The sequence below is a fragment of the Pseudomonas sp. MWU12-2037 genome (assembly GCF_023242345.1).
Lineage (GTDB): Bacteria > Pseudomonadota > Gammaproteobacteria > Pseudomonadales > Pseudomonadaceae > Aquipseudomonas > Aquipseudomonas gingeri_D.
Map to the genome: position 1 here is coordinate 14,846 of NZ_JALLIZ010000026.1, position 11,824 is coordinate 26,669.

Here is an 11,824-nt window from a genome sequence, read left to right on the forward strand (position 1 = left end):
GGTGTTCATTCCTGGTCAATGTCCCGAGAGGTGGACGGCGAGGATTGATAGCGATCGGGCTGGTTTTCTTTGAGGCGTCCACGAATCAGTGCCTCGGGATGCCGCCCCAGGAAATCGGTCAGCACCCGCACCGAGCGAGCAGTACGCTGGAGCTCTTCCATCGTCCGGCCCAACTGCTGGCGCTGCGGTGAGTCTTCGGAAAGGCTGTCATTGGCCGAGGCCACGGTTTTCCGGGTCTCGGCCAGAGTATCGCGCACTTGCGGCAAAACTTCGCCATTGACCTTTTTCAGGGTTTTCTGCAGTTCGCCGAGGCTACCATTGAGGTTTCCAGCAATCTGCTCGATCGGCAGCTTGCTGATCTTGTCGACCACGCTTTGCAATTGCTCCTGAAGTTTGTCCAGGCTGCCCGGTATCGTCGGAATCTCCAGCGGCCGTGCCGCCACGTCGAACGTCACAGGTTTCGCACCAGGGTCGAAATCCAGGGCGATGTAGAGTTGTCCGGTGAGCAGGTTGCCGTTCCGGGCCTGCGCCCTGAGCCCTCGCGAGACGAGTTCGGCCATCAATTGCGCACCTTGGGTTTCATCGTCCCCACCCCGAAGCTTCAATATTTTTTCATGGGCCTTACCCAGCCTGTTCGGGTAAATCACGGCCCCTACTAGGGTGGGGAAGTCTTTCTTGACCTCGTCATAATCCAGGTCTACCGACACCACTCGGCCAAGGGTCACCCCGTGAAAATCCACCGGTGCATTGACCACCAGGCCGCGCAGGGGCTGATCGAAACGCATGCGGAAGTAGCGCGGCTCGCCATCGGCGGGCGCCATGGCGGTGTCCTGATCCTTGAACAGCGTAAACCGCGCCCGTTCTTCAGCCTGCTGAGGATTGGGACTGTATTTGGGTTCAACAAAGGCTATCCCTCCGGCGAGAATCGAGGTCACGGACTCAGTGTTCACCTTCAGGCCGTCGGCGCTCAGGCTGATATCAACGCCACTGGCATTCCAGAAGCGCGTATCGCTCGTCACGAATTGGTCGTTTGGCGCGTGGACGAAGATCTCCACCTCGACACCTTTACCGTCCTCTGAGAGTTTGTAGGACACCACCTCGCCAACCGGAATGCGGCGGTAGTAGACGTTGGAGCCGATATCCAGCGAGCCGAGATTGTCGGTGTACAAGGTGTAACGCTTGCCCTTCTGACCGTAGGTGATGGGCGGTGGGGTCTCCAGGCCGATGAAGTCCTTTTTGCTCTTCTCCGATTCACCGGCATCGGCGCCGATGAAAGCGCCGGACAGCAGTGTACCGATCCCCGAGACACCGTTAGCGCCGATGCGCGGGCGCACTACCCAGAACCGCGAGTCATCAGTGGCAAACGACTTGGCGGAGGCGTCCAGGTCAAGGGTGGTCTCGACGTGGCTGCGATCGTCTGCCAAGGCAATCGACGTCACTTTGCCGATCACCACGTTCTTGTATTTGACCTGGGTCTTGTTGACTTCCAGCCCTTCAGCCGTCAGAAAGCTCACGGTGATCTGCGGCCCCGCCTGCCTGGCGTTATGCACCACCATCGACAACCCGATCAGCGCCGCGACAATCGGCACCAGCCACACCAGCGATACGTTGAAGCGCCGACGCTTGACCTCGGGGCTGCCTGGAACCGGCGTATCGGCAGAACTTGGGTAGTCAGGCATTTTCAACCTCTGCGTCCCAGATAAGCCGGGGATCAAAACTCATGGCGGCGAACATCGTCAGTACCACCACCAGGCCAAAGAACAGGATGCCCATCCGCGGATCGATGGTACTCAGAGAACGAAACTGCACCAGGGCAGCGATCAGGGCCACCACCAGCACATCAAGCATGGACCAGTAACCCACCACTTCGATCAACCGATAGAGTTTGGAGCGCTCACGCATGGCCCAGCGACTGCGGCGTTGACAGGTAATCAGCAGCGTACCCAGCACCAGAAACTTCATGCACGGCACCGCCACGCTGGCAATGAAGATCAACAACGCCAGGTCCCACTCGCCTGCCTGCCAGAACTCCATGATCCCGCTGAAAATGGTGTTTTCACTGCCACTGCCAAAGATGTCGGTGTACATCACCGGCATCAGGTTGGCCGGGATGTAGCAGATCATGCTGGCCAGCAGCAGTGCCCAGGTGCGGGCCAGGCTATCGGGTTTGCGTCGATGCAGCCGGGCGTCACAGCGGGAGCAGCTCGCGTCCGCCAATGGGCAGGCCTGCCCGCAGGTGTGACACAGGGCCAGATTCATTTCACTGGCATAGGGCGGCCTGCTCACGGAATAACGCCCTCCAGGTCTTGCCACAGCCGACGGATACCTTTGCCCGAAATCAGGATGATCAACACCGTCAGCATGGCCAGTGCCCACAACCCGAGTCCCGGATGCACATCGAGCATGCCGGCCAGTTTGATGATGGCCACCAGAATCCCCAGCAAACACACTTCGAGCATGCTCCAGGGACGCAATTGCTCCAGGGTTCGCATACAGATCTTGAAGCCGGGAGCCGCGCGCCCGACCAGGGCAAAACTGAGTACCCAGCACAACAAGATGATTTGCAGCATAGGCGCAAGGATGATCGCCAGTCCCGCCACGGCCGCTATTACGCTGATTTGTCCCTGTGCCAGGGCTTCCACGGACTGCCACAGCGTCGCCTGGTTACTCAGGCCTTGCAGGCTGATGGAGATCACCGGAAATGCATTGGCGAAAACGAAAAGCAGCGCCGCGCTGATGGACAGCGCGAGGAGTTGTTGAAGGCTGAGTTGGCCGCCACGGGCCAGAATGGCCGAGCAACGGACACAACGCGCAGTCTGCCCTTTGGCCAGCGGTACGGCTGTGTACACCGAATCGCAATGCTCGCAGATGATCCAGGCTGGAGAAGAGATCATAGGCTCGTCCGTGGCTTACAGAGGATTCATTCCCACGAGCCGGACAAGATCGCCAGGCTCAAGGGACAAGTTTCTTGTGGGATCAAATCATCATAGAAGCCCGGATCGAAACCGGTTGCTATTTGACGCATAAAATCAACGGTCCCGCTCCAAAGCCCCCACAGCGGACACCGGTGTTACTGGTGGTGCGCAACTCTGACCAGCGCGCCGCGTGTGTTAGTCTGAATCGATGACAGATGAAACTCGGCCGGTCAGAGAAGTACAGGGCAAACTTGGCTCGACTCACAGCGCCTTGTACGCCCCTCATTCAGCCCTCACCGGCTGCATCCGAGCCTATCTATCGCGCAGCACCCGCGAAATCGCCGCCCTGACTCCCGAGGAGCGTCGCAATCACTTCCCACCCACCTCTACCTGCGTCATCGTTTGGGTTATCCGCGGGCAGGATTCTCGCGTGCCCGACAAATGCACGTCCTTGCCCGTTGCATTTTCAGGCCCACACACGCGCCCCTCGTTCAGCGACAACGGAAACGAGGTTCATTTCTTCACGCTGCTGATCTATCCCGATGCCATACAGGCACTCACCGGCCTGGAGATCAGGCCGCACATCAACTGTTACAGCCCGTTCGCCTCACTGTTCGATTCAGACTGGCAGGACATGGCACACGCGGTACTGACGGCCCCGGATGATGGGGCGCGGGTCAGGTTGATCGAGGAATTCCTGGGGCCGCGCTGGGCGGCGGCCCAATCGGCGACAGCCACGCAGAGCCACGACTCAGTGACTACCGTGCCCTCTTACTCGGCGGCAATGGCCCGTGCACATCGCCTGGCAGACTGGTCCAGCGACGTGGCCCTGCGCGCAACCGTTCAAGGCCGAGGCCAGAGCGAACGACAGGTCGACAGGCGGATCAAGAGCTGGACCGGCCAGACGCTACGGCAACTGCGTGGCCTGGGTCGGATAGAAGAAGTGCTACTGGCGGCGAATCCAGTCGCATCGGGTGTCGCGCCAGCATGGTCCAAGCTGGCTGCTGACAGCGGTTTCTCCGATCAACCCCATCTGTGCCGAGAGTTCCGACGCTACACCGGATTCAGTCCGGATGAATTGAAACGCTGCCTGGACCATGAAAGCTTCTGGGTCTACCGCATCTGGGCTTAGGCCCCCTCCAGTTTGTCCGAAACATTCAATACGGCGCCGGATTGCACGGATATATTCGAGGTCTGTTCCACTCCGAGGCGAATCGGCCGCCCAATAAAATGACACTTCGATTTCATACCGTCTGTACATGGGTTTGTGCATTGTGCCTGGCACTAGCCCTGATCTGGATGTGGGTGCCAGAACTTCTGCTGCAAAGCTGGAATGTCGGCTACACCGAGGCAACCGGTTTGGTGGCGCGGCGCTCGGCCGCACTATTCCTGGGCATCGCCCTGATGCTGGCGCGCTTGCGCAGCGCCCCACCCTCAGTTGCCAGAACGGCGGTAGCCGATGGCTTCGCCGTGACCGGCGGCGTCCTGGCGGTGTTGGGTGTGGGGGAACTGTGGGCGGGTCATGCGGGGCCGGGTATCTTGTCGGCCGTGCTGGTGGAGCTCATTACTGCCTGGGCGCTCGCGTCCAGCGTTCGACACAAACCTGCCCCCAGGTCTGAGGAGCCGTAGCCTGCCAGGTATCACGTCCAGAGCTGACGCTGGGGCGCATCCCGGCAGGGCCGACTGACAACCGCCAGCCCTGCCGCTGATATACCGAGAGTGTTATTGGTCATCCTCACGCCGCGGCAATGGCGGCCGGTACTCATTGGCCTCTTCGGCATCGGGCGCTTGCATGGAGCTGGCGGGCATGAATACATGGGTCAGCAGCTCGCGGGCATCGACGTCGAGCACCCCAGGCACTGCGCGGACCCGATCAATGACCTGCTCGCACTGGCGATGGGTCAGCACCCGGCCACTCAACAACACCGTACCGGCATGGGTTTTCACATGGATATGCAGGCTTTGCGCGGAGTCCGCCATGGCCAGGGCGGATTTGACCCGGGCGGTGGTCCACGTGTCGTGCACGGCCATGCCCAGATCGTGGGAGTAATGCTGCAAGGAATGGTTTTTCATGGCAGAACCCTCTGTCGAGTCTTCAGACGTACTGTTCATACCCGGGGCGCGGCTGTGGAGTACGCGCCACCGCCACACAGACGCTGATTAATTATAGTGCGCTCTGCCCAAAAGCGACGGCAGGCGCCCGGCGGCACCCCATCCAACCCCTACTCGGAACGCGACTGAGCCCGGGCCCGCCGGAAGGCATGGGGCGATTCCCCCGTCCAGCGCTTGAACGCATGGATAAAGCTGGCGGATTCCGAATACCCCAACGTCTCGGCAATCTGCTCGATCTGCAGGCGCGAGCCCGTCAGCAAACGTTCGGCCATGGCCTGGCGCACTTCGTCGCACAAGCCGAGATAGGTCGCGCCCTCCTCCTGCAAGCGGCGCCGCAAGGTCCGCACCGACATGCACAAAGTGATAGCCAGCGGCCCCATCGCCGGCATGGCGGCCGGCTGCGCGGCCAGCAACTCGCGCACCCGCCCGGCCAACCCGGCGCTCTTCGGCCCGACCGGCAAACCTCGGCGACACTGGTCATGGGCGATATGCAGCGCCAGGGGATCGGCCAACGCCAGCAGGATATCCGCGTCGGCCTGGCTGAAGACCAGGGCACTTTTCGGCGCATTGAAGTGCGGCCGTACACCAGTGAATTGCTGATAGAGCGCCATATCGGCCGGCTCGGCAAAGCTGAACTCGATGGCCCGAGGGATCGCCGTGCGTCCAAGCAGATCGCTGGCGATCTTCAATCCGGCGACAAAGGAGCGCTCGACGATAAACGGGCGCAAATCCAGGGGGATATCGCTCTCTTCGCATTCGATCCGCAGGTCCGTCGCCTGGGCGTCGACCACCACGCGCACCAGGCTGGCATTCAACTCCGAGTAATACGGAATCAGTGAAAAGGCATCGCGCAACGTGGAACTGCTGACCAGGGCAAAGCCCAGCGCGGCCAGCGAAGTGAAGCGGTAGCGCGAACCCACTTCCAGGCCCAGGCCTGTGACGCACCCACAGTGCTTGAGCAGGTTACGGATCAGGCGAAATTCCTGCTCGAAGGAAACCAGATGGGTCGGGGCTTCCAGGTCCGCGGGCTCAAGTCCGGAGCCGGCAAGAAAGTCCACGGTCGACAGGCCACGTTCACCACCGACCTTGGCCATGATCACCGCGCTGCTGATGCTACGCTGTTGATTATTCACTCGCGCGTCGACTCCGCCGAAAGGAACCCAAGGTCGATCACAGTGCACTCCCTATCAATAATATGGCCGAACAGATCATGTTCACCCCAGACGCCATCTCTAGACTATTGCTAACGCAAGACCGCGCAACACTCGCCCGCTTCGATCCGGACACTAACCGTCAGCGGCGCTCTCCATTTTGCTCATTTGACCAGAAGCCTCGACCGAGATGAACACCCGCCCTCCCCGTATCCCCCGTCCGGACAGACGCCTGCCAGGCAGCGCAAAAGTGCTGGCCGGCGCACTGGCCTGCCTGGCACTGGCCGGCTGCAAGCAACCGCCGTCGATCAGCGTGGTCGGTGCGTATTTCCCGGACTGGCTGTTTTGCGCGATCGCCGGCGTCCTGCTGACCCTTCTGGTCAGGGCCGTGCTGCTCAGGACACAGCGTACCCCATGGCTACAGCCATGGGTGCTGAGCTACCCACTGCTGGCCCTGGTTTTTTCGCTGTTGAGCTGGCTGGTCTTCTTCTAACCCGGGCGTTTCCCCATGCAAACACATTCGTCATCACAGGTTCCTCGTCGACTGCTCATCGCCGCCCTCTGCATCGCCGCCCTGGGCCTGCTGCTCTGGGTGATCGCCCGGCTGGATGCGCAACCGCGCACCGACGACGCCTACGCCTATGCCGATACCGTCAATGTCACCCCGCAGGTCAGCGGGCGCATCGTCGAGTTGCCGGTGCGGGAAAACCAGCAGGTCCATCAGGGCGATGTGCTGATGCGCATCGATCCACGGCCCTACCAGGCGGCACTGGACGAGGCCAAGGCGTCGCTGGTGGAGCTGGATCGGCAGATCGGCCTGAACGAACGGCAGATCGCCGCCCAACGCTTGAACGCCGAGGCCGCCCATGCCGAAATCGAGCGGGTCCAGGCCCAGGCCAAGCAAAGCGGCGACACCCTCAGGCGCCAGGAAGCCCTGCTGTCCCACGGTTATATCTCCGCGGAAGCCATCGACCAGTCACGAACTTCCAGGCTCAGCGCCTTGTCGCAACTCAATGTCAGCCAACTGCAAGCGCGCCAGGCCAGCACCGCGGTCAGCGGCGTCGATGCCCAGGTGGCCCATCGGGCGGTGATTGAAGCGCAGATCGCCCGGGCGGCACTGAACGTCGAGTACAGCACTGTTCGCGCGCCGTTCGACGGCCGTGTGGTGGGCCTCAAGACCACCGCCGGCCAGTTCGCCTCGGCAGGCCAGTCGGTGTTCAGCCTGATCGACACCGGGCATTGGTTCGTGGTCGCGAATTTTCGCGAAACCGAGCTGAAAAACATTCGCCCGGGCGACGCCTCCACCGTCTACCTGATGAGCGATACCCGCCGGACATTCAGCGGCAATGTCGACTCGATCGGCTTTGGCGTATTTCCAGACGATGGCGGGAGTGATGTCAACGGCTTGCCCAAGGTCGCGCGGTCGATCAACTGGGTCCGGGTTTCACAACGTTTTCCGGTGCGCATCCGGGTCAATGGCTCGGACCTGCAGCCGTTTCGCCTTGGGGCGTCGGCGGTGGCGATCATCAACACCGGTAACAGCCCGACGCCCGCCTCGACGACCCCGACGCCATGAAGGGAGAAGCGCGGGGACAATCGTTATGGGACATTTTCAAGGAAGAAATGAGCGATCACCCTGGCCGAGTGAACGCGGTCCTTCGTCATCTGCTCGCCTGCACGATCGTCATCCTGATCGCCATGAGCTTGCAGGTGCCGTTGCTGTCGATCTCCCTGGTGCTGGTGTTCTTCGTGAGCCAGTCGAGCGTGGCCCTGACCCGGATGCTCGGCACGCTGTTTATCGTCAGCACCACGCTGGCCGTGGGCGTGGCTATCCTGTTGCTCAAATTCAGCTTCGACTATCCCCTGCTGCGCATCACCGGCGCCAGCCTGGTGTTTTTCGCCAGCGTGTTTTTCATGCGCACTTGTCGGCTCGGTCCGTTGTTTTTCGTGATGGCCCTGATAACCATCTATATCCAGAGCCAGGTGGACCTCAATAACGATCCCGAAGCCCTGACCCGGGCCTGCCTCTGGGCCTGGATCGCGATTGTCTATCCGACGCTGGTGACCGTGGCGGTCAACACCCTGCTGCTGCCGGCACCGCCGCCACCCGGTGAAGCGGCATCGGCCCCCAAGCCACCGCTGCTGGTGGCCGATGCCTTTGAAAACCCGGTCTATCTGCAGTTCGCCTTCAAGACCCTGCTCGCCGCGCTGGTGTGCTACCTGCTGTACACGGCGGTCGACTGGCCGGGTATCCACACCGCCATGCTTACCTGCCTGATCACGGCCATGCCGAGCCTGGAAAAAACCCTGCACAAAGGCCTGTTGCGCATCCTCGGCTGCCTGGTCGGCAGCGCCCTGGCCCTGATGTGCATGGTCTGGGTGGTGCCACAGATCGACAGCATCGTCGGCCTGTTGCTGATGAGCCTGCCGGTGCTGGGCCTGGCCGCCTGGGTCAGCGCCGGTTCGCCGCGCAGCAGCTATGCCGGGATCCAGATCGTGTTCGGCTTCGCCCTGGCGCTGCTGGCCGACTTCGCGCCGATGACCAATCTGAGCGAAATCCGCGATCGGCTGGTGGGCATATTGCTGGGGGTCATCGTGACAGCCCTGATTCATGCCGGGTTGTGGCCGGAGTCCGCGAAAGCCTGAGGCCTGCCCTCTGCGGCAGATTGCCGCTGGCCTTTGCTCGCCGTGCTCGACGTGGCAAGATCACAGCCCTCTTCCTGCCCCTGACCGGGAACCCACGTGCCCCGCACTCGAACCCAGCAGCGATTCGCAACCTGGATGGCCATGCTGGCCCTGGGTCTGCTGCTGTTCGTGCCGACGATTTCCCGTACCGTCCAGGCCCTGGAGCACCAGCCACCAAGTGGCATCGAGTGCCCCGAACATGCCATGGACATGTCCCACCCTTCGGGCGGGCACGAGCATAACGGCACCCACGAGACGCTCGACGCCTGTGGCTACTGCTCGCTGTTTCACGACAGCCCGGCCCTGCTCTGGGCCGTGGCGGTACTGCCGCCGCTGGTGCCGACCACCCCCACCCTTGTTTCCTGCAAAACACCCAGCCCGGCCTATCAATGGCCCCTGGACCTGTGTCCGCGCGGGCCGCCCCAGGCCTGATCCAGGCAGTTCCCCAACAACAAACCATCCGCTGAACACCGCGAGCGCGCTGGCGCCCGTGGTTTTTCCGCGTGTTTTGTCGCCCTGAATCACGGATCCATACCGATGCCCATGACTCCCCAGCAACGCGCCCTCCGCGCGTTGAAGCGTCCGGCCGCCCTTTTGCCGGCTGGACGCCTGTCAACCCTGAACCACGCCCTGCTCTCGGCTCTGGCCAGCGGCCTGGTGCTGCTGCCGACCGCCCTGCCGGTACACGCCGACACCCCGGCGCCGAGCACCAGCAGTGCCGACGCCAACCCCATCGTCCTCGGCAATGTCACGGTGACCGCCGACGCCCAGGTACAGCCGCTGCCCCATGCTATCGCCAGCGCCCCGGCGGTAGTGGAAAGCCGCAGCGCCGAGCAGATCCAGGACAGCGTCAACCTGATGACCTCGGCCGAGGCCCTGAAATACCTGCCGAGCCTCGAAGTGCGCGAACGCTATATCGGCGACCGCAACGGCATCGTCTCCACCCGCACCACCGGGACCGTGTCCAGCGCCCAGTCGCTGGTCTACGCCGACGACCTGCTGCTCTCCAACCTGCTGGGCAACAGCTACAGCTTCCCGCCGCGCTGGGGCCTGGTCTCGCCCGGCGAGATTTCCCGGGTCGACGTCATGTACGGGCCGTTCAGCGCGCTTTACCCGGGCAACTCCCTCGGCGGCGTGGTCACCCTGGAAACCCGCATGCCGACCCGCCCGGAATTCCACGCGGCGATCACCGGCGCGCAACAGGACTTCAAGCTCTACGGCACCCACGAGAACTACAACAGCGGCAACGTCAGCCTGGCCGGCGGCAACCGCGTCGGGCCGTTCTCGGCCTGGGTCTCCTACGACCATCTCGACGCCCAGGGCCAGCCGATGAGCTTTGCCACCTCCAGCCTCTCGAGCAGGACCGCCGCGGCCTCGGCCACCCGCGTCAGCGGCGCGCAGCAGGACACCGACCAGAACGGCAACCCGCGCCTGGTGTTCGGCGGCTACGCCATCGACCACAGCGTCCAGGACCAGGGCAAGCTCAAGCTTGGCTGGGACATCAACCCGGACGTCACCGCGATCTACACCCTGGGTTTGTGGGCCGATGAGTCCCATACCAGCGTCGACAGCTACCTGACAAACAGCGCCACCGGCCAGACCTTCTACAACGGCCCGGTGAATATCGGCGGCAAGGCCTACACGGTGTCCGGCCTCAACCCCGGCAGCACCGACGAGCTGCACATCCTCAATGCCCTGTCGGTGGGCAGCGATACCCGGGGCCCGTTCGACTGGCATGCCGCCTACAGCAACTACCAGTACCTCAACGAAGAATCGCGCTCGGCTTCCAACTATGGCCAGACCTCGGCCGGCACCCGCCAGGTGCAGGACGGCACCGGTTGGCAGACCGGCGAGCTGCGCGGGATCTGGCGGCCGCAACCGCTGTTCGGCCAGGCCCATGAAGTCACCTTCGGCTATCACATTGATGACTACCTGCTGAAGCAGGACACCTACCAGGTCAGCGACTGGCAGAACGGCAATGGCGGAGCGAAGAGCGCGGCCTCCGGCGGCGAGACCCGCACCCAGGCACTGTACCTGCAGGACGTCTGGAAACTGGCGCCGCGCTGGACCCTGACCCTCGGTGGCCGCGAGGAATACTGGCAAGCCTTCGACGGCTTCAACCTCAACACCGCGACCACCCCGGCCCAGGTCAGCTACCCCGACCAGCGTCGCCACAACTTCTCGCCCAAGGCGGCGCTGGCCTTCGACATCACTCCGGAACTGCAAACACGCTTGTCCTACGGCCGCGCGGTGCGCTACCCGACGGTGACCGAGCTGTTCCAGCAGGTCACCAGCGGCAACCAACTGGTACAGAACAACCCCAACCTCAAACCCGAGGACGTGCAATCCTACGACTGGACCACGCAGTACAGCTGGAGCCAGTACCAGATGCGCGTCTCGCTGTTCCAGGAGAATCGCCGCAACGCCCTGTTCTCGCAGACCGACACCACGGTCAGCCCCAACCTGACCCAGGTCGAGAATATCGACCGCGCACGTATCCGTGGCGTGGAAACCGCCCTCGATGCCCACGACGTCGGCCTCGACGGACTGGACCTGTCGGGCAGCATCACCTATGCCGAATCCGAGGTGCAGCAGGACAGCCTGGCGCCGGCCGCCGAAGGCAAGGAGTTCCCGCGTATCCCGCGCTGGCGCAGCCGGATCTCGGCGGTCTACCACCAGAACGCGAAGTTGACCTACGCCCTCGGCTACCGCTACTCCAGCGGCGCCTACAGCACCCTGCTGAACACCGACAGCAACCATGACACCTATGGCGGCATCAGCAGCTATAGCGTGTTCGACATCAAGGCCAGCTACAAGATCGACGCGCACCTGACGGCCTCGGCCGGCGTCGACAACCTGGGCAATGAAAAGTACTTCGTCAGCCCGCATCCCTATCAGCAGCGCACCGCCTTCCTGGGGCTCAACTATGACTATTGATCCGGCACTGCACGACGCCATTCA

Annotated in this window: 12 protein-coding genes; 7 read left to right on the forward strand and 5 right to left on the reverse strand. The window is 62.6% G+C overall.

From position 1 onward, the window contains the following. Positions 1-5: 5 nt before the first annotated feature. Genes M5B42_RS29615 through M5B42_RS29625 form a run of 3 tightly spaced genes read right to left on the reverse strand, consistent with a single transcriptional unit; the run spans position 6 to position 2,894 of the window. Positions 6-1,679: an MlaD family protein gene (locus tag M5B42_RS29615; protein WP_152741999.1), complete on the reverse strand. Its 1,674-nt coding sequence runs from the start codon at positions 1,677-1,679 to the stop codon at positions 6-8. Then, positions 1,672-2,286, reverse strand: coding sequence for a paraquat-inducible protein A (locus tag M5B42_RS29620; protein ID WP_103494282.1), 615 nt, complete (start codon positions 2,284-2,286; stop codon positions 1,672-1,674). Before M5B42_RS29620 ends, M5B42_RS29615 begins: the two co-directional genes overlap by 8 nt. Continuing rightward, positions 2,283-2,894, reverse strand: a complete 612-nt coding sequence (locus M5B42_RS29625; RefSeq protein ID WP_103494281.1) for a paraquat-inducible protein A — start codon at positions 2,892-2,894, stop codon at positions 2,283-2,285. The genes M5B42_RS29620 and M5B42_RS29625 overlap by 4 nt, the downstream gene beginning before the upstream one ends. Before the next feature lie 229 nt (positions 2,895-3,123). Here M5B42_RS29625 and M5B42_RS29630 point away from each other — a divergent pair, with 229 nt between their 5' ends. Then, the gene (locus tag M5B42_RS29630; RefSeq protein WP_248747817.1) at positions 3,124-4,047 is read left to right on the forward strand and encodes an AraC family transcriptional regulator; all 924 of its coding nucleotides are present in this window, start codon (positions 3,124-3,126) and stop codon (positions 4,045-4,047) included. A 167-nt stretch (positions 4,048-4,214) separates the two neighbouring features. Next, positions 4,215-4,544, forward strand: coding sequence for a hypothetical protein (locus tag M5B42_RS29635; RefSeq protein WP_248747853.1), 330 nt, complete (start codon positions 4,215-4,217; stop codon positions 4,542-4,544). Between the two features lie 93 nt (positions 4,545-4,637). On the opposite strand, the gene M5B42_RS29640 is transcribed toward M5B42_RS29635, so the two are convergent. Both M5B42_RS29640 and M5B42_RS29645 read right to left on the reverse strand, forming a co-directional pair. Beyond that, a complete protein-coding gene (locus M5B42_RS29640; RefSeq protein ID WP_248747818.1) occupies positions 4,638-4,988 on the reverse strand; it encodes a BON domain-containing protein in 351 nt (116 codons plus the stop codon). 149 nt (positions 4,989-5,137) lie between these two features. Continuing rightward, positions 5,138-6,160, reverse strand: coding sequence for an AraC family transcriptional regulator (locus M5B42_RS29645; RefSeq protein ID WP_248747819.1), 1,023 nt, complete (start codon positions 6,158-6,160; stop codon positions 5,138-5,140). A gap of 208 nt (positions 6,161-6,368) precedes the next feature. On the opposite strand from M5B42_RS29645, the gene M5B42_RS29650 reads away from it, so the two are divergent. The 5 genes from M5B42_RS29650 (at position 6,369) to M5B42_RS29670 (ending at position 11,800) form a co-directional block, all read left to right on the forward strand. Continuing rightward, entirely contained in the window at positions 6,369-6,671 is a 303-nt protein-coding gene (locus tag M5B42_RS29650) for a YtcA family lipoprotein (RefSeq protein WP_177103248.1), read from the forward strand. Positions 6,672-6,686: 15 nt separating this feature from the next. Beyond that, complete coding sequence (gene mdtN / locus M5B42_RS29655) at positions 6,687-7,754, forward strand: multidrug transporter subunit MdtN (protein ID WP_248747820.1); 1,068 nt, start codon at positions 6,687-6,689, stop codon at positions 7,752-7,754. 47 nt (positions 7,755-7,801) lie between these two features. After that, on the forward strand, positions 7,802-8,824 hold the full coding sequence (locus M5B42_RS29660; protein WP_248747821.1) for an FUSC family protein: 1,023 nt from the start codon (positions 7,802-7,804) through the stop codon (positions 8,822-8,824). Positions 8,825-8,920: 96 nt separating this feature from the next. Continuing rightward, positions 8,921-9,295 (forward strand): DUF2946 domain-containing protein, encoded by a 375-nt coding sequence (locus M5B42_RS29665; protein WP_248747822.1) that lies wholly within the window; start codon positions 8,921-8,923, stop codon positions 9,293-9,295. A gap of 105 nt (positions 9,296-9,400) precedes the next feature. Beyond that, complete coding sequence (locus M5B42_RS29670; protein ID WP_248747823.1) at positions 9,401-11,800, forward strand: TonB-dependent receptor; 2,400 nt, start codon at positions 9,401-9,403, stop codon at positions 11,798-11,800. The last annotated feature ends 24 nt before the right edge of the window (positions 11,801-11,824 follow it).

Excerpts from the sequence above, each read along its gene's own strand:
- M5B42_RS29615 (WP_152741999.1), bottom strand. The coding sequence starts at position 1,679 with ATGCCTGACTACCCAAGTTCTGCCGATACGCCGGTTCCAGGCAGCCCC.
- M5B42_RS29625 (WP_103494281.1), bottom strand. The coding sequence starts at position 2,894 with ATGATCTCTTCTCCAGCCTGGATCATCTGCGAGCATTGCGATTCGGTG.
- M5B42_RS29630 (WP_248747817.1), top strand. The coding sequence starts at position 3,124 with ATGACAGATGAAACTCGGCCGGTCAGAGAAGTACAGGGCAAACTTGGC.
- M5B42_RS29635 (WP_248747853.1), top strand. The coding sequence starts at position 4,215 with ATGTGGGTGCCAGAACTTCTGCTGCAAAGCTGGAATGTCGGCTACACC.
- M5B42_RS29640 (WP_248747818.1), bottom strand. The coding sequence starts at position 4,988 with ATGAAAAACCATTCCTTGCAGCATTACTCCCACGATCTGGGCATGGCC.
- M5B42_RS29650 (WP_177103248.1), top strand. The coding sequence starts at position 6,369 with ATGAACACCCGCCCTCCCCGTATCCCCCGTCCGGACAGACGCCTGCCA.
- mdtN (WP_248747820.1), top strand. The coding sequence starts at position 6,687 with ATGCAAACACATTCGTCATCACAGGTTCCTCGTCGACTGCTCATCGCC.
- M5B42_RS29660 (WP_248747821.1), top strand. The coding sequence starts at position 7,802 with ATGAGCGATCACCCTGGCCGAGTGAACGCGGTCCTTCGTCATCTGCTC.
- M5B42_RS29670 (WP_248747823.1), top strand. The coding sequence starts at position 9,401 with ATGCCCATGACTCCCCAGCAACGCGCCCTCCGCGCGTTGAAGCGTCCG.